The 17,566-nt window shown below is 69.0% G+C and carries 15 protein-coding genes; 13 read left to right on the top strand and 2 right to left on the bottom strand.

Features of this window, described 5'->3' with window-relative positions; genetic code table 11:
* Positions 1 to 102: 102 nt before the first annotated feature.
* The 13 genes from tsf (at position 103) to lpxB (ending at position 14,082) form a co-directional block, all read left to right on the top strand.
* Positions 103 to 1,029: a translation elongation factor Ts gene (gene tsf, locus BUQ68_RS04390; RefSeq protein WP_075214790.1), complete on the top strand. Its 927-nt coding sequence runs from the start codon at positions 103 to 105 to the stop codon at positions 1,027 to 1,029.
* 180 nt (positions 1,030 to 1,209) lie between these two features.
* On the top strand, positions 1,210 to 1,929 hold the full coding sequence (pyrH, locus tag BUQ68_RS04385) for a UMP kinase (protein WP_075214702.1): 720 nt from the start codon (positions 1,210 to 1,212) through the stop codon (positions 1,927 to 1,929).
* Between the two features lie 154 nt (positions 1,930 to 2,083).
* Positions 2,084 to 2,647 (top strand): ribosome recycling factor, encoded by a 564-nt coding sequence (gene frr / locus BUQ68_RS04380; protein ID WP_075214701.1) that lies wholly within the window; start codon positions 2,084 to 2,086, stop codon positions 2,645 to 2,647.
* Between the two features lie 73 nt (positions 2,648 to 2,720).
* Positions 2,721 to 3,482, top strand: coding sequence for an isoprenyl transferase (locus tag BUQ68_RS04375; protein ID WP_075214700.1), 762 nt, complete (start codon positions 2,721 to 2,723; stop codon positions 3,480 to 3,482).
* A gap of 2 nt (positions 3,483 to 3,484) precedes the next feature.
* A complete protein-coding gene (locus BUQ68_RS04370; RefSeq protein ID WP_075214699.1) occupies positions 3,485 to 4,345 on the top strand; it encodes a phosphatidate cytidylyltransferase in 861 nt (286 codons plus the stop codon).
* An 11-nt stretch (positions 4,346 to 4,356) separates the two neighbouring features.
* Positions 4,357 to 5,577: a 1-deoxy-D-xylulose-5-phosphate reductoisomerase gene (gene dxr, locus BUQ68_RS04365; protein WP_245293154.1), complete on the top strand. Its 1,221-nt coding sequence runs from the start codon at positions 4,357 to 4,359 to the stop codon at positions 5,575 to 5,577.
* Positions 5,578 to 5,754: 177 nt separating this feature from the next.
* Positions 5,755 to 6,873 carry an RIP metalloprotease RseP gene (rseP, locus tag BUQ68_RS04360; RefSeq protein ID WP_075214788.1) on the top strand — a complete coding sequence of 373 codons (1,119 nt, stop codon included), beginning with the start codon at positions 5,755 to 5,757 and terminating at the stop codon, positions 6,871 to 6,873.
* Between the two features lie 191 nt (positions 6,874 to 7,064).
* On the top strand, positions 7,065 to 9,422 hold the full coding sequence (gene bamA / locus BUQ68_RS04355; RefSeq protein ID WP_075214787.1) for an outer membrane protein assembly factor BamA: 2,358 nt from the start codon (positions 7,065 to 7,067) through the stop codon (positions 9,420 to 9,422).
* A gap of 138 nt (positions 9,423 to 9,560) precedes the next feature.
* Positions 9,561 to 10,604, top strand: a complete 1,044-nt coding sequence (lpxD, locus tag BUQ68_RS04350) for a UDP-3-O-(3-hydroxymyristoyl)glucosamine N-acyltransferase (RefSeq protein ID WP_075214698.1) — start codon at positions 9,561 to 9,563, stop codon at positions 10,602 to 10,604.
* Positions 10,605 to 10,666: 62 nt separating this feature from the next.
* The gene (gene fabZ, locus BUQ68_RS04345) at positions 10,667 to 11,089 is read left to right on the top strand and encodes a 3-hydroxyacyl-ACP dehydratase FabZ (protein ID WP_245293161.1); all 423 of its coding nucleotides are present in this window, start codon (positions 10,667 to 10,669) and stop codon (positions 11,087 to 11,089) included.
* A gap of 26 nt (positions 11,090 to 11,115) precedes the next feature.
* Positions 11,116 to 11,919 (top strand): acyl-ACP--UDP-N-acetylglucosamine O-acyltransferase, encoded by an 804-nt coding sequence (gene lpxA, locus BUQ68_RS04340; RefSeq protein ID WP_075214696.1) that lies wholly within the window; start codon positions 11,116 to 11,118, stop codon positions 11,917 to 11,919.
* A complete protein-coding gene (locus BUQ68_RS04335; RefSeq protein ID WP_075214695.1) occupies positions 11,919 to 12,821 on the top strand; it encodes an LpxI family protein in 903 nt (300 codons plus the stop codon). Before lpxA ends, BUQ68_RS04335 begins: the two co-directional genes overlap by 1 nt.
* A 55-nt stretch (positions 12,822 to 12,876) precedes the next feature.
* The gene (gene lpxB / locus BUQ68_RS04330) at positions 12,877 to 14,082 is read left to right on the top strand and encodes a lipid-A-disaccharide synthase (protein ID WP_075214694.1); all 1,206 of its coding nucleotides are present in this window, start codon (positions 12,877 to 12,879) and stop codon (positions 14,080 to 14,082) included.
* Positions 14,083 to 14,343: 261 nt separating this feature from the next.
* On the opposite strand, the gene gltA is transcribed toward lpxB, so the two are convergent.
* Together gltA and gltX are read right to left on the bottom strand one after the other, a co-directional pair.
* On the bottom strand, positions 14,344 to 15,636 hold the full coding sequence (gene gltA / locus BUQ68_RS04325) for a citrate synthase (protein ID WP_075214693.1): 1,293 nt from the start codon (positions 15,634 to 15,636) through the stop codon (positions 14,344 to 14,346).
* A gap of 421 nt (positions 15,637 to 16,057) precedes the next feature.
* Positions 16,058 to 17,479, bottom strand: coding sequence for a glutamate--tRNA ligase (gene gltX / locus BUQ68_RS04320; RefSeq protein ID WP_075214692.1), 1,422 nt, complete (start codon positions 17,477 to 17,479; stop codon positions 16,058 to 16,060).
* Positions 17,480 to 17,566: the final 87 nt, after the last annotated feature.

The raw sequence follows: 17,566 nt of genomic DNA, 5'->3' as shown, positions 1-17,566 counted from the left end.
GAGCCTGTCCGGTCCAGCGTCATCAGGGTGTCGGCGAACGCCGCTAGCCCCGGTGGACGGACGGTCCGCCGTTTCGCCGTTCATGAGATGGAAGAGGATCCGATGAGCATCTCGGCTGCACAGGTGAAGGAGCTCCGCGACAAGACCGGCGCGGGCATGATGGACTGCAAGACCGCCCTCACCGAGACCGGTGGCGATCTGGAAGCGGCCGTCGACTGGCTGCGCGCCAAGGGCCTGTCGAAGGCCGCCAAGAAGGCCGGCCGCGTGGCCGCCGAAGGCCTCGTCGGCGTGGCGCTCGAAGGCACCACCGCCGCGGTGGTCGAGGTCAACTCCGAGACCGACTTCGTCGCCCGCAACGACGCCTTCCAGGGCCTCGTGCGCACCGTCGCCGGCGTCGCCGTGAAGAACGGCGGCGATCGCGACGCCACGGCCGCGGCTGCCTACCCGGGCAAGAGCCATTCGGTCGAGGACGAGGTGAAGGAACTGGTCGCCACCATCGGCGAGAACATGACCTTCCGTCGCTCCAAGGCGCTCACCGTCTCGGCCGGCGTCGTGGCGCCCTACGTCCACGCGGCGATCGCCGACAGCCTCGGCAAGATCGGCGTCCTGGTCGCTCTGGAGTCCGCCGGCAACACGGACGAGCTGATGAAGCTCGGCCGTCAGATCGCCATGCATGTCGCCGCCACCAATCCGCTGGCGCTCTCCGCCGAGGAGATCGATCCGGCTGTGGTGGAGCGCGAGCGCGCGATCTTCTCCGAGCAGGCGAAGGAAAGCGGCAAGCCGGCCGGCGTCATCGAGAAGATGGTGGAAGGCCGCATCCGCAAGTTCTTCGAGGAGTCCACGCTCCTGAAGCAGGCCTTCGTGATCAATCCGGACCTGACGGTCGAAGCCGCCGTGAAGGCTGCCGAGGCCACCGTCGGCGCCCCGATCAAGGTCACCGCCTTCGTGCGCTTCGCCCTCGGCGAGGGGATCGAGAAGGAAGAGACCGATTTCGCCGCCGAAGTGGCCGCCGCGGCCGGCAAGGGCTGATCGACACCGACCGACACGAGGGGCGCCGGACCACCGGCGCCCCTTTCGCATGAGCACAGTCATGCTGCAATGCGAAAAAAACGGATGGCCCGTCGCTTTTCTGCGGTGCCAAGCGGGCCGGTGCCGGCTATCATCGCGCCGCTCACAATTGTCGAACTTCCCCCGAAGGAGCGTTTCCGCATGGCTGACAAGCCGCTCTACAAGCGCGTCCTCCTGAAGCTGTCCGGCGAGGCGCTGATGGGCGCCAAGGGCTTCGGCATCGACGACGCGGTCGTCGACCGCATCACGGCGGACGTGGTGGAGGCCTACCGGCTCGGCGTGGAGATCGGCATCGTGGTCGGCGGCGGCAATATCTTCCGCGGCGTGTCCGTCGTGGCCGCGGGCGGCGACCGCACCACCGGCGATCACCTGGGCATGCTGGCGACGGTGATGAATTCGCTCACCATCCGGGCGGCCCTCGTCGCCAAGGGCGTGCCGGCCGAGGTTCTGACGGCCGTTCCCATGCCGACGATCTGCGACACCTTCACCCAGCGCGCCGCCGACGCGGCGTTTGCGGCGGGCAAGGTGATCGTGTTCGCCGGCGGCACCGGCAATCCCTTCTTCACCACCGACAGCGGCGCCGCGCTCCGGGCCGCCGAGATGAACTGCGACGCCCTCATGAAGGGCACCCAGGTGGACGGCGTCTATTCGGCCGACCCGAAGAAGGACCCGACCGCCACCCGCTTCGAGACGATCACCCATCAGGATGTGCTGGCAAAGGGCCTGGCCGTGATGGACGCGGCGGCAATTGCCCTTGCCCGCGACAATCGGATTCCGGTAATCGTCTTCTCCGTTCACGAGTCGGGCTCCTTCGTGGATGTTCTGCTCGGACGTGGACGCGCGACCACCGTCACTCCGTGATGGACTGCCAGCGTGGCGGACGCTCCCGGCCCGGGGCGCCGTCATGAGGGAACAGGGCGTTCGCCGGATCGTTGAACGGCCAGTCCGTCCGCTCGACCCGCACCGCCCGATCGCCGCCGACCCGAGGCCGGCGGCCGCAAGGAAGGATGACACCATGGCTGACGATGAATTCGACCTCGGAGATCTGAAGCGCCGCATGCAAGGGGCGATCAGCGTCTTCAAGAACGAGCTCTCGGGCCTGCGCACGGGGCGCGCGTCGTCGAGCCTGCTCGACCCGATCGTGGTGGAGGCGTATGGCTCGACCATGCCGCTGACCCAGGTGGCGACCGTGAGCGTCCCGGAGTCCCGCATGCTGTCGGTCCAGGTCTGGGACAAGCAGATGGTCGGTGCCGTCGACCGCGCCATCCGCGAATCCAACCTCGGACTGAACCCCATCATGGAAGGCACCTTGTTGCGCCTGCCTATCCCGGAGCTCAATACGGAGCGCCGCAAGGAACTGGTCAAGATCGCGCACAAGTACGCCGAGGCCACGAAGGTTTCCGTGCGCCATGTTCGTCGCGATGGTATGGACGAGCTGAAGGACCTGGAGAAGGAAGGACTGATCGGCGAGGATGCCGGCCGGTCCTATGCTGAGAAGGTCCAGAAGTTGACGGACGATACGATCGCGGACATCGACAAGCTCCTGAGCCAGAAGGAACAGGAGATCATGCAGGTCTGATGGCATCGGATCTGCCGACGCGTGGTGTGGACGTGCGGCGGGCGGCGGCCGTCGCGCGGATCCCGGGGGCTCCATGACGACGAGTGAAACAGCGATCAGAACGGCTGTCCGGGACACGTCCCGGATGCCGAGCCATGTGGCCATCATCATGGACGGCAATGGCCGTTGGGCGCGCGCCCGCGGGCTGCCCCGGACGGAGGGGCACCGACGCGGCGTCCAGACCCTCCGGGACATCGTCCGTCACGCGGGCCACCGCGGCGTGCGCTACCTGACGCTCTATTCCTTCTCGTCGGAGAACTGGAGCCGGCCGATCGAGGAGGTGCAGACTCTCATGCTGCTCCTCAAGATCTTCGTGCGCCGGGATCTTGCCGAGCTGGTCTCCTCGAACGTCAAGGTCCGGGTGATCGGCGAGCGCGCCGACCTTCCCGCCGACATTCTCGGCCTGCTTCTGGAGGCGGAAGCCCGCACCGCCGGCAACGACGGCCTCACCCTCGTGGTCGCCTTCAACTACGGCGCCCGCAACGAGATCGCCCGTGCCATGCGGGCCATCGCGGCGGACATCTCGGCCGGGCGGATCAACGCCGACGCGGTCACCGAGGCGACCATCGGCGCGCGTCTCGACACCGCCGACATTCCGGATCCGGACCTCATCATCCGGACGAGCGGCGAGCAGCGGCTCTCCAACTTCCTGCTCTGGCAGGCCGCCTACGCGGAATTCTACTTCTCCCCCGTCATGTGGCCGGACTTCTCCGCCGCCGAGTTCGACGTCGCCCTGGAGGCCTTCGGGGCGCGCGACCGGCGTTACGGTGGCATCGCCGTGGGCGCCGAGGCCTGATCATGGCCCCCGGAGTGCCAGAGGATCCGCGCCGGCCGAGGTCCGATCTGCCGCTGCGTCTGGCCTCCGCGCTCGTCATGATGGCGATCGCCGCCGCAGCCGTCATCGTCGGCGGCTATGTGTTCGCCGGGCTGGTGGCGATCGGGGCGGGGCTCGTCCTCCACGAATGGATCGCCATGTCCGGTCCGTTCACCGTCCGCGCCGCCGACAAGGCCAGCCTCGTCCTCGTCGTCGTCTCCGTGTTCGCCGCCATCTGGGATCCGCTCGGCTCGCTGGCGGCGCTCGCCGCCGTGGCGCTGGTGATGCTCCTGCTCGGCTCCGCCGACCGGAAGCTGCCCTGGCTCGGCGCCGGCCTCGTCTATGCCGGCCTGCCGGGCATCGCCGCCATCGTGCTGCGCGGGGAGGGGGCGCCCGGGGTGATCACCGCCGGTCTCGTCGCCCTCGGCTTCGTCTTCGTGGTGGTGTGGGCGGCCGACAGCGCCGCCTACTTCGTCGGCCGGTCCGTGGGCGGACCGAAGCTCTGGCCGCGGGTCTCGCCGAAGAAGACCTGGTCCGGCGCTCTCGGCGGTCTCGTCGGCGCCATCGCAGCCGGCCTCGCCTTCGCCGAATGGTCCGGCTACGGCGCCAGCGTCGCGGTTGCGGCCGTGATCGCGCTCCTGGCGGTCGGATCGACGCTGGGGGACCTTTTCGAATCCGCCCTCAAGCGCCATTTCGGCGTGAAGGATTCCAGTCACCTCATTCCCGGACACGGCGGCGTCATGGATCGGGTGGATGGATTGGCCGTCGCGCTGGTGCTGGCGGCCGTCATCGCCGTCGCCCGATCCGGCGGCGTCGACACGGCCAGCGGCCTGCTGGCCTGGTGAGAGGAGACCCGATGATGGATCTGTCCCGGCCCGACGTCCCGCTGCAGCGAACGCGGACCGGACGGCAGCGCATCTCGGTGCTCGGCGCCACCGGGTCCGTTGGCGGCTCCACGCTCGATCTCATCGCTCGCGATCCGGACCGCTACCAGGTGGTCGCCCTCACGGCCCAGTCCAACGCCGCCGCCCTCGCCGAGTGGGCCGTAAAGGTTAGCGCCGCCGTCGCGGTCGTCTCCGATCCGGCCGCCTACGCGGACCTTGCCGCCCGCCTCCACGGCACCGGCATCGAGGCCGCCGCCGGCCCGGCCGCGGTGATCGAGGCCGCCGCCCGCCCGGCCGACCTCACGGTCTCGGCCATCGTCGGCGCCGCCGGCCTCGCGCCGTCGCTCGCCGCCCTTGAAGCCGCGTCCGCCGTGGCGCTCGCCAACAAGGAGACCCTCGTCTGCGCCGGACGGCTCTACATGCGCGAGGCGCTCCGCCGCGGCGCGCGCATCCTGCCGGTCGACAGCGAGCACAACGCCATCTTCCAGGTGCTCGAGGCCGACAACGTCAGCGAGGTGGCGGAGATCATCCTCACCGCGTCCGGCGGCCCGTTCCGCACCGTCTCGCGCGCCGACATGGCGGACGTGACGCCCGAGCGGGCGCTGAAGCACCCCAACTGGACCATGGGCCGCAAGATCAGCATCGATTCCGCGACCCTCATGAACAAGGGCCTGGAACTCATTGAGGCTCATCACCTTTTCCCCGTCACGCCCGACCAGTTGAAGGTGGTGGTCCACCCGCAGTCGGCGGTGCACGGCCTCGTCCGCTACACGGACGGCTCGCTGCTGGCCGAACTCGGCAGCGCCGACATGCGCACCCCCATCGCCTACTGCCTCGCCTGGCCGGAGCGCCGGCCGGCGCCGGTCGCGCCGCTCGACCTCGTCGCCCTCGGGACGCTCACCTTCGAGGCACCGGACCGGACGCGCTTTCCCTGTCTCGCGCTCGCCGAGGCGGCGCTCCGCGACGGAGCAGGCGCGCCCTGCGTTCTCAACGCGGCGAACGAGATCGCCGTCGAGGCTTTTCTCGACCGGCGGATCGGTTTCCTCGATATTGCCGCGGTCGTGGCGGAGACATTGTCCCGCGCAAGCCGGGCAGGCATGATGCGCGAGCCGGCGGCGCTCGACGAAGCCTACGCCCTCGATTCCGAGGGCCGGCGGCTCGCCCGTGACGAGGTGGTCCGGCGCGCCACCTGAGCACCTTGGCCCCGCGCGGGTGAGGGATGGTGAATTTTTCCGGCCGGTTTCTGCGGCTGACATGCCGATGGCCCGACCGGGCTGGCGGTTTTGGGACGAATGATCGGCCCCGCTGGATGCGGTCCGGCCGCCGCCGTCACGGCGGCGCACCGGCGGTGGGGCCTGGAGGACGAGACGATGGACATGATCACCGGATTCGGCGGCTCGGTACTCGGCACGCTGATCCCCTTTCTCTTCGTGCTGACCATCGTGGTCTTCTTTCACGAACTCGGGCATTTCCTCGTCGCCCGCTGGTGCGGGGTGGCGGTGCGCACCTTCTCCATCGGCTTCGGGCCGGAGATCGTCGGCTTCAACGATCGGCACGGCACCCGCTGGCGGCTCGCCGCGATCCCGCTCGGCGGCTACGTCAAGTTCATCGACGACATGAGCGCTGCGAGCACCCCCAACCGGGATGCGGTGATCGCCCACCAGCCGGGATCCTTCCAGGGCAAGAGCGTCGGCCGGCGCGCCGCGATCGTGGCAGCGGGTCCGATCGCCAACTTCATCCTGGCCATCGTGATCTTCGCCTCGCTCTTCCTCTTCGCCGGCAAGCCCGTCTCGCCGCCGACGGTCGACGCGGTGCAGCCCGGTAGCGCCGCCGAGGCGGCCGGCTTTGCCGAGGGCGATCTCATCGTCAGCATCGACGGCGACCCGATCGCCAGCTTCAGCGACCTGCAGCGCATCGTCTCCGGCAGCGCCGGCACCACGCTCACCATCGTGGTGGAGCGCGCCGGCGGGCCAGTCACCCTCACCGCCACGCCGGAGCGGCGCGAGACCACGGACCGGTTCGGCAACGTCCACCGGGTGGGCATGCTCGGCCTGCAGCACACCGCCGAGGAGGTCACCATCCAGACCTTCTCGCCACCGGGCGCCGTCGCCGAGGCCGTCAAGGAGACGACCTTCATCGTCACCCGCACGCTCGATTATCTCTGGGGCGTGATCGTCGGCCGGGAATCGGCGGACCAGTTGGGCGGTCCGATTCGGGTCGCCCAGGTGTCCGGACAGGTCGCGACCCTCGGCATTGCACCGCTTATTAACCTTGCTGCGATCCTATCAGTTTCGATCGGTCTGCTTAACCTTTTCCCGATACCGTTGCTCGACGGGGGACACTTGGTCTTCTACGCGATCGAGGCGATCCGCGGCCGTCCCTTGTCGGAACGGGCGCAGGATTACGGGTTCAGGGTCGGATTCGCGATTGTACTGGCGTTGATGGTGTTCGCGACATGGAACGACTTGATGCAGCTGGCGTCCGGATGATCCGGACGCGCTCGAGCCTCAGAAGCCGAACCCGGCGACCGTGGCGGTGCGGCAACTGTTTGGGCATAAACGGTTCTGCCCCCGCATGCCGCCTTGCCAGCCCCCCGGAACACTGTAAAAACCGAAAGTCGAGGCTTCAGGGTCGCCGTACGGCCCGGAACACCGACGTGATCAACGGGTTCGAGTATCTCATGCGCGCCACCAAAAACTGGACCAAAGTCGTCGGCCTCTCGGTCGCACTCGGCGGCGTCATGCCGCTGGTTGGTGCCGATCTTCCGGGCCTCGGCATGGAAAAGGCCTACGCGGACGTCGTGTCGCGCATCACCGTCGCCGGCTCCACCCGAGTCGAACCCGAGACGGTCATCTCCTACCTCACCATCAAGCCGGGCCAGAACTTCGGCGCCGCCGATGTGGACGAGTCGATCAAGACGCTGTTCGCCACCGGCCTCTTCTCCGACGTGCGGATCTCGCGCTCCGGCTCGACCCTCGTGGTCACCGTCGTCGAGAACCCGGTGATCACCCGCATCGCCTTCGAGGGCAACGACCGGCACGACGATGCCGTGCTCGGCGCCACCGTGGAGCTGCAGCCCCGCTCGGTGCTGACCGAGGCCAAGGTCCAGTCCGACACCCAGCGCATCCTGGAGCTCTACCGCCGCACCGGCCGCTACAACGCGACCGTGGAGCCGCAGGTTATCGACCTCGGGCAGAACCGCGTCGACCTCGTCTTCCAGATCAACGAGGGTCCGCGCACCGAGGTCAACCGGATCAACTTCGTCGGCAACCAGGCCTTCTCCGACGGCCGCCTGGGCGACGTGATCCAGACCAAGGAGTCCGGCATCCTCGGCTGGCTCCGCTCCACCGACAACTACGACCCGGACCGGCTCAACGCCGACCAGGAGCTGCTGCGCCGCTTCTACTACAGCCGCGGCTACGCCGACTTCCGCATCATCTCGGCGGTCGCCGACTTCGACCGCGAGCAGAACGCCTTCTTCATCACCTTCACGGTGGAGGAGGGCGAGCAGTACACCTTTGGCGACATCAACGTCGAAACGACCCTGTCCGAGTTGGACCCCGAGGCGCTTCGCGGCCTCGCCTCCACCCAGCCGGGCGACGTCTACAACGCCACCGCCGTCGAGAAGACGCTGGAGGACATCACGGTCGCCGTCGCCGCCCGCGGCTACGCCTTCGTGCAGGTCCGCCCGCGCGGCGACCGCGACTACGCGAACCGCCGCATCTCGGTGACCTACTTCATCGACGAGGGCACGCGCGCCTACGTGGAGCGCATCAACGTCATCGGCAACACCCGCACCCGCGACTACGTCATCCGTCGCGAGTTCGATCTTGCCGAGGGCGACGCCTACAACCAGGTGCTGATCGAGAAGGCCGAGCGCCGTCTGCGCAACCTCGGCTACTTCAAGACCGTGCGCGTCTTCTCCGAGCCCGGCTCGTCGCCGGACCGGGTGATCGTCAACGTGCAGGTGGAAGACCAGGCGACCGGCGAAGTGTCGGTCGGCGCCGGCTATTCCACGTCCAACGGCTTCATCGCCGAACTCTCCCTGTCGGAGAAGAACTTCCTCGGCCGAGGCCAGTACGTCCGGGCCGCCGTCGGCCGGGGCGAGGAGGCGGAGACCTACGAGCTCTCCTTCACCGAGCCCTACTTCCTCGATCGCCGCCTGTCGGCCGGCTTCGATCTCTACCGCCGGTCCTATGACGAGGGCGGCGACGAGGTGCATCCCTACCAGGAGACCCTGACCGGCGGCGCCCTGCGCTTCGGCATCCCGGTGGCGGAAAACACCACCCTCGGCCTGAAGTACTCCATCTACAGCCAGGAAATCTTCGACATCGACGACGCCTTCACCGACGAGGACGGCATCGGCCCGAACCTCATCGACGAGGAGGAGGCGATCGTCTCGTCGATCGGCTACACGCTTACCTACGACACCATCGACAGCCGCCTCTTCCCGCGCGACGGCATCTATGCCCAGTTCGGCCAGGAGTTCGCCGGCGTCGGTGGCGACGTGCAGTTCATCCGCACCACCGTCAAGGCCGACTACTACAAGGAACTGGTGCCGGATTGGGGTCTGATCGGCCGCGTCGGCGTCAAGGCCGGCCACATCATGGGCCTCGGCCAGGACCTGCGCTTCATCGACCACTTCCGCCTCGGCGGCGAGACCATTCGCGGCTTCGCCTCGGAAGGCATCGGCCCGCGCGACGACACGTCCGGCTACCTGCTCGGCGGCCAGTTCTACGCCGCCGCCACGGCCGAGACCGTCTTCCCGCTGCCGGTCATCCCCAAGGAGTTCGGCTTCTACGGCTCGCTCTTCGCCGACGCCGGCACCGTGTGGGACGTGGACCAGGACAGCGTGGACGATGCCGGCGCCGGCATCAACGTGGTCGGCGACGACCCGACCCTGCGCGCCTCGGTCGGCCTCGGCCTCCTCTGGCAGTCGCCCTTCGGTCTGCTCCGCGCCGATTTCGCCCTCCCTGTCTCCAAGGACGACGCCGACGAGACGCAGATCTTCCGCTTCTCCGGCGGCACCAAGTTCTGACGGACAGGCGTCGTACGAACGGATGCACGGCCGCCGCTTCACCGCGGCGGCCGTGTCGTTTAGAGAAGACGGCGAAACATCCAAGCCGACCGGACGTTTCCGCCAAGAGATGCGTCTTTGTCGAAGGGGACGAGGCTGATGGCCGACCCGCAATTCTTCTTTCCGGCGCGCCGGCTCTCGCTCGCCGAGATCGCCACCCTTTCGGGCGGCCGTCTGGAGCGCGGTGATCCGGCGCTCGTGCTGTCGAGCGTCGCTCCGCTCGACCGGGCCGGCGTCGGCGATCTCACCTTCCTGGACAACCCCCGCTACGTGCCGCACCTGCGCGCCACCACGGCCGCCGCCGTCATCCTCGCCGACAAGCACCTCTCCGCGGTGCCGGAGGGCACGGCCGCGATCGTCGCACCGTCGCCCTACCGCGGCATGGCCCTGGTGCTCCAGGCCCTCTTCCCCGACGCCACCCGTCCGCCCGGCGTCACCGGCGAGAGCGGCCTCTCGCCCGCCGCCCATATCCATGCGGACGCGGCCGTGGAGGACGGCGCCACCGTGGAGGCCGGCGCCGTCATCGGCCGCGGCGCGGAGATCGGCCGCGGCACGGTGATCTGCGCCAACGCCGTCATCGGCGCCGGCGTGCGGATCGGCCGGGACGGCTACGTCGGCCCGAACGCCTCCGTCACCCACGCCCTCGTCGGCAATCGGGTCATCCTTCATGCGGGCGTCCGCATCGGCCAGGACGGCTTCGGCTTCGCCATGGGGCCGACCGGCCACCTCAAGGTGCCGCAGATCGGCCGCGTAGTGATCCAGGACGACGTGGAGGTCGGCGCCAACACGACCATCGACCGCGGGTCGAACCGCGACACCATCGTGGGGGAGGGCACCAAGATCGACAACGGCGTCCAGATCGGCCACAACGTGGTCATCGGCCGCCACTGCGTCCTCGTCTCGCAAACCGGCGTCGCCGGCTCCTCCACGCTTGGAGATTTCGTGGCCCTCGGCGGCCAGGCCGGTGTGTCCGGTCATGTGAAAGTCGGGTCCGGCGTGCAAGTCGCCGGCGCGTCCGCCGTCAAGGACGACATTCCCGCCGGAATGCGCGTCGCGGGCATCCCGGCCAAACCGCTCCGTGAATGGATCCGGGAGATGGCCGCCCTTCAAAAGCTTGCATCCGGCAGAGAGAACCAGCCGTGACCGATACTCCTGACCATCCGTCCTCGACCGAAGGGCCGAAGACGCTCGCCGTCCTCGACATCATGCGTCTCCTGGAGGTGCTGCCGCACCGCTATCCCTTCCTGCTCGTCGACAAGATCGTCGAGATCGACGGGGACAACGCGGCCGTCGGCATCAAGAACGTGACCATGAACGAGCCGCACTTCCAGGGACACTTCCCCAAGCAGCCGGTGATGCCGGGCGTCCTGATGATCGAAGGCATGGCCCAGACCGCCGGCGCCATCTGCGTCGCCGCCCGCCCGCTGGAGCGGCGGCCGAAGCTCGTCTACTTCATGACCATCGACAAGGTGAAGTTCCGCCGTCCCGTCGGGCCTGGGGATGTGCTCGAGTACCACGTGAAGAAGATAAAGCAGCGTGCGAATATGTGGTGGTTCGCCGCTGAAGCCAAAGTCGCCGGGGTCAAGGTGGCGGAGGCTGAACTCAGCGCCATGTTGGTGGACGAGTGAGCGCGGACCCTGGAGCCGAGACCCTGATGACGACCGTCCATCCCACCGCCCTGGTCGACCCCGCCGCCACGCTCGGCGCCGGGGTGAGCATCGGCCCGTTCACCGTGGTCGGGCCGGACGTGACGCTCGGCGACGGCGTCGTCCTCCATTCCCACGTGGTGGTCACCGGCCGCACCACGCTCGGCGCCCGCACCAAGGTCTACCCCTTCGCCAGCCTCGGCCACGCGCCGCAGGACCTGAAGTACAAGGGCGAGCCGAGCCGGGTGGAGATCGGCGCCGACACGGTCATCCGCGAGAACGTCACCGTGAACCTCGGCACCGAGGGTGGCGGCATGCTCACCAAGGTGGGCGACCGCTGCCTCATCATGGTCGGCGCCCACGTGGCGCACGACTGCCTCGTCGGCGACAACGTCATCCTCGTCAACAACGTCACCCTCGGCGGCCACGTGCGGGTCGCCGACAACGCCATCCTGGGCGGGCTCTCTGCCGTCCACCAATGGGTGCGGATCGGGGAGGGCGCCTTCGTCGGCGGCATGTCCGGCGTCGAGAACGACGTCATCCCCTACGGCACCGTGCTCGGCAACCGCGCCCACCTCGGTGGCCTCAACCTCGTCGGCCTGCGTCGGGCGAACCATCCGCGCGAGGCCATCCACGCCCTCCGCGCCGCCTACAAGGCGCTGTTTGCCGGCGACGAGCCCCTGGCCACGCGCATCGCGCACGTGGAGGAGACCTTCGGCGGCACGCCGCTCGTCGACCGCCTGATCGCCTTCCTCAAGGAAGGCGGCGACCGGGCGATCTGCACGCCGCGCGGAAAGGACCTCGACGACTGATGCTCGCCGGACCGTCCGATCCGTCCCGTCCGACGCTCGGCATCATCGCCGGGGGCGGCGCGATTCCGGTCACGGTCGCGGCCGCCGCCCGGGCGGAAGGCCGCCCCGTGGTCATCTTCGCCATCCGCGGCGAGGCGGAGCACACCGTGCAGGACTTCCCCCACCACTGGGTGCGCTGGGGCGAGATCGGCCGTCTGTTCGACCTCCTGGTCCGGGAAAAGGTCAGCGACCTCGTCATCGCCGGCTCCGTCAGCCGGCCGGACTTCAGCGCCATCCGGGTCGACCTCGGCGCCATTCTCAGCCTGCCGCGCATCCTCGCCCTCATGGTCGGCGGCGACGACACCGTGCTGAAGGGCGTCGTCCGCTTCTTCGAGGATCGCGGCTACGCGGTCATCGGCGCCCACACGGTCGCGCCGGAGCTGGTCGCCACCGTCGGCCAGCTCGGCCGCATCACCCCGTCCGCCACCCAGACGGTCGACGTCGGCAAGGGCTTCGAGGCCGCCCGCGTGCTCGGCAGCCTGGACATCGGACAGGCGGTGGTTGCGGTCGGCGGCCGGGTGGTCGGCGTGGAGGGCGTGGAAGGCACCGACGAGCTTGTCGCCCGCATCGCCAATCTGCGGGAGCGAGGCCGGCTGAAGTGGTCCGGCCGCGACGGCGTGCTCGTCAAGGCCGCCAAGCCGCAGCAGGACCTTCGCGTGGACATGCCCACCATCGGCCCGAAGACGATCGCCGCCGTCGCGGCGGCCGGTCTTGCCGGCATCGCCGTGGAGGCCGGCCGGGTGATGATCGTCGACCGCACCGCCACGGTCGCCGCCGCCGATGCCGCCCGCCTCTTCCTCGTCGCCGAGGAGAAGGACCTCGCCGCCCCGGACATGGACCCGATCGAGGAGTCCGCCCCATGACGTCCGCCCCGGCGTCCGCAACGATCGGTTCGCCGGATCGGGCGGAGCGCCGCCCATGAGCCCCGACGCGCGGCCGCTCAAGGTCTTCCTGGTGGTCGGCGAGGAATCCGGCGACCAGCTCGGCGCCCGGCTGATGGAGGCGCTGATCCGCCGCACCGGCGGCGCGGTCCACTTCAGCGGCGTCGGCGGCAGTCGCATGCAGGCGCTCGGCCTTTCCACCCTCTTCCCGCTCCACGACATCGCCGTCATGGGCATCGGCCCGGTGCTTGCCCGCCTCCCCACCATCGTCCGGCGGGTCTACGCCACCGTGGCGGCCGTGGTGGCCGAGGATCCGGACGTGCTCGTCATCATCGACAGCCCGGACTTCACCCACCAGGTGGCCAAGCGCGTGCGTAAGGCCCGGCCGCAGATCCCCGTGGTTGGCTACGTCTCCCCGTCCGTCTGGGCCTGGCGGCCGGGGCGCGCGCGCAAGATGGCCGCCTACGTGGACCACCTACTCGCCATCCTGCCGTTCGAACCGGCCATCCACGCCCGCCTCGCCGGCCCGCCCACCACTTACGTGGGCCATCCGCTCATCGACCGGCCGAACCTCCTCCTCGGCACCGAGGGCGAGCGCCTGCCCATCGCCGCCGCCGATCCGCCGACGCTCCTCGTCCTCCCGGGCAGCCGGCAGAGCGAGGTCAGCCGCCTCCTCGCCGTCTTCGGCGAAACCGTGAAGCGCCTCGCCGCCTCCGGCGCCAGCTTCGACCTCGTCATCCCGGCCGTGCCGCACCTGGTGGAGACCATCAAGGCGGGCACTGCCGGCTGGGTCATCGCGCCCCGCATCGTCACCGGCGAAGCGGCCAAGTTCGCGGCGTTCCGGCGTGCCCATGCGGCGCTCGCCGCCTCCGGCACCGTCACCCTGGAACTGGCGCTGGCGGGTGTGCCCATGGTGGTCGCCTACCGGCTCGACGCCCTGTTCCGGGTGGTCAAGCGGGTGGTGCTGGCCATGCCGGGGCAGGTGCAGGTCAGCTCCATGGTGCTCCCCAACATCATCCTCGGCCGCAACGTGGTCCCCGAGCGGCTCGACGCCGCCGTCACCCCCGACACGCTCGCCGCCGACCTCGGCCCGCTCCTCGCCGACACCCCCGTGCGCCGCGCCCAGGTAGACGCCTTTGCCGACCTCTGGACCCTCATGGCCCTTCCCGGCGGCCGTAGCCCCGGCGACGCCGCCGCCGAAGTCGTCCTCGCCACCGCCCGCCGCACCCCGCCTGCCGCCTGACACCAAGCTCGCATCTGATCCTCGACGCACCCCCTCTCCCCTTGAGGGAGAGGGCTGGGGAGAGGGGTGAACCACCCCCCTTGACGGGTGAACCACCGCACCCCTCTTTCCCCTCAACGCGCCCCCTCTCCCCTTGAGGGAGAGGGTTGGGGAGAGGGGTGAACCACCCCCCTCGTCCAGTTTTTCCTCTCAGCCCCCGCCCAACGAAAAAGGGCGCCGCGAACGGCGCCCCCCTGTCTGTCCTCGGTCCAGGCTGCAGCCTCAGCGGCGCTCTTCCACCGGCACGTAGTCGCGCTGCGGCGACCCGGTGTAGAGCTGGCGCGGCCGGCCGATGCGCTGGGACGGATCCTCGATCATCTCCTTCCACTGGCCGATCCAGCCGACCGTGCGGGCCAGCGCGAACAGCACGGTGAACATGGTGGTCGGGAAGCCGAGCGCGCGGAGCGTGATGCCGGAGTAGAAGTCGATGTTCGGGTAGAGCTTCTTGTCGATGAAATACTCGTCCGACAGCGCCACCTTCTCCAACTCCACCGCCACCTGCAGCAACGGGTCGTCCGTGTTGCCGACCGCGGCCAGCACCTCGTGGGTGGTGCGCTGCATGATGCGGGCGCGCGGGTCGTAGTTCTTGTAGACCCGGTGGCCGAAGCCCATCAGGCGGAACGGATCGTTCTTGTCCTTGGCCCGGCGCACGTACTCGGGGATGCGGTCAGGCGTGCCGATCTCCGCCAACATGTTGAGCGCCGCCTCGTTGGCGCCGCCGTGCGCCGGACCCCACAGGCAGGCGATGCCGGCCGCGATGCAGGCGAACGGGTTGGCGCCCGACGAACCGGCCAGCCGCACCGTCGAGGTCGACGCGTTCTGCTCGTGGTCGGCGTGCAGGATGAAGATCCGGTCCATGGCGCGCGCCAGCACCGGATTGACGATGTAATCCTCGCACGGCACGGAGAAGCACATGTTGAGGAAGTTCGACGCGTAGTCGAGGCTGTTCTTCGGATAGACGAACGGCTGGCCGATCGAATACTTGTAGGCCATCGCCGCGATGGTCGGCATCTTGGCGATCATGCGCAGAGAGGCGACCATCCGCTGGTGCGGATCGGAAATGTCCGTGCTGTCGTGATAGAAGGCCGCGAGCGCGCCGACCACGCCCACCATGACGGCCATGGGGTGCGCGTCCCGGCGGAAGCCGGAGAAGAAGCGCGACATCTGCTCGTGCACCATGGTGTGCTTGGTGACGCGCATGTCGAAGTCGGCCTTCTGGGCGGCCGTCGGCAGCTCCCCGTAGAGGAGCAGATAGCAGGTCTCCAGGAAGTCGCCGTTCTCCGCCAGCTGTTCGATCGGATAGCCGCGGTAGAGAAGAATGCCCTTGTCGCCGTCGATATAGGTGATCTTGGATTCGCAGGAGGCCGTGGAGGTGAAGCCCGGATCGTAGGTGAACTGGCCGGTCTTGGCGTAGAGCGTGGAGATGTCGATGACGCTCGGGCCGACCGAGCCCTGCTTGACCGAAAAATCGAGGGACTTGTCGCCGATGACCAGGGAGGCTTTGGTGTCGCTCATACGGATGGACCTCCAGAAGTGTCGGTTGGGTGCGTTCGGCAAGGCCTGTAAAGCGACGTTTACGTAAGCGTCAAGGTGCAGGTTTGCCTTGAAGGCTCCGCATTGTGCGTAGCGGAAAACCAGAGGTGCGGCAAGCTGACCTTTGGCCCCGCCGGGGCCGGCGGCGTCGCAAAAAAGTCGAATTCCACCAACCCGCGTGAGGACGCGCCGAACCATCCACCCGCGTCCGACGGGGCAGGCGCCGACGGAAGCAATGCCCGCTCGGGTGCTGCTCCGCCGCCGCCTTCAGCCGAGTCTAGACCCCCTCGCGTTGGATCTCGACCCTTTCCCCAATCAAAAGACGCGATATCTTCGCAGCCCCCCTCGCGCCGTCGCAACGCCCGCGTTCCCGCGCGTCCCGACCGCCCCGGGGCACCGCCGGTCAGGCCGCGTCGGCGATCCGCGCCAGGCTCTCGTCCCGGCCGAGCACCGCCAGCACGTCGAAGATCGGCGGCGAGGTCGTCCGGCCGGTGAGGGCGGCGCGAAGCGGTTGCGCCACCTTGCCGAGCTTCATCCCGGCCTCTTCCGCATAGGCGCGGACGGCCGCCTCCGTGCTCTGCGCCGACCAGTCGGCGAGGCCGGAGAGCCTCTGCTGCAGCGCGGCAAGAGAGGCCCGGCCGGTGTCGTCCAGAAGCGCCGCGGCCTTGTCGTCGAGCGGCAGCGGCCGGTCGGCGAACAGGAAGGCGGCGCCGTCGATCAGCTCCAGCAACGTCTTCGCCCGCTCCTTCAGGCCCGGCATGGCGGCGAGCAGGCGGGCGCGCCCGTCCGCGTCCAGCTTGGCCTTCAGCGCGGCGCCGGCCTCGCCCATGTGGCCGAGCAGGATCTCCACGTGCTCCAGCAACTCCGCGTCCGGCGTCGTGCGGATGTAATGGCCGTTGAGGTTCTCCAGCTTGGCGAAGTCGAAGCGCGATGGCGACCGGCCGATCCCGCCCAGGTCGAACAGGTCCACCATCTCGTCGGTGGAAAGGATCTCCGCATCGCCATGCGCCCAGCCGAGCCGCACCAGATAGTTGCGGAGCGCCGCCGGCAGATAGCCCATAGCCCTGTAGGCGTCGACGCCGAGGGCGCCGTGGCGCTTGGAGAGCTTGGCTCCGTCCGGCCCGTGGATCAGCGGGATGTGCGCCATCACCGGAATGTCCCAGCCGAGCGCCCCGTAGATGATCGCCTGCCGCGCCGCGTTGGTCAGGTGGTCGTCGCCCCGGATGATGTGGGTGACGCCCATGTCGTGGTCGTCCACCACGACCGCGTGCATGTAGGTCGGCGTGCCGTCGGAGCGCAGGATGATGAAGTCGTCCAGGTCCTTGTTGGGGAACACCACCCGGCCCTGAACCTGATCGTCGATCACCGTCTCGCCGTCGAGCGGCGCCTTGATGCGGATCGCCGGCTTCACGCCCGCCGGGGCCTCCGCCGGGTCGCGGTCGCGCCAGCGCCCGTCGTAGCGGGGCGGCCGGCCGGCGGACTTGGCCTCCTCGCGCATAATCTCCAGATCCTGCGGCGTGCAGTAGCAATAATAGGCCTTGCCCGCCGCCACGAGCCCGCGCGCCACCTCCGCGTGGCGCTCGGCCCGCTGGAATTGGGAGATGGGCTCGCCCTCCCAGGTGAGCCCCAGCCACGTGAGCCCGTCCAGAATGGCGTCCACCGCCGCCTGGGTGGAGCGTTCCCGGTCCGTGTCCTCGATCCGGAGCAGCATGATGCCGCCCGTGCGCTTTGCGTAGAGCCAGTTGAAAAGCGCGGTCCGTCCACCGCCGATGTGCAGGTATCCGGTCGGGGAGGGCGCAAAACGCGTGACGACGGGCTTGGTCATGGGCAAAACTCGCGAGGATCGGAAGGCGCGTCCGGATCGGTCGCCCCGCAAGGGCGGCCCGGTCCGGAGGGCACGCGGTCTGTAGCA

This window comes from Mongoliimonas terrestris (assembly GCF_001927285.1).
Taxonomy (GTDB): Bacteria; Pseudomonadota; Alphaproteobacteria; order Rhizobiales; family Pleomorphomonadaceae; genus Chthonobacter; species Chthonobacter terrestris.
Note: the sequence above shows the minus strand (reverse complement) of the source record. Positions and strands in the feature narration are given on the sequence as shown.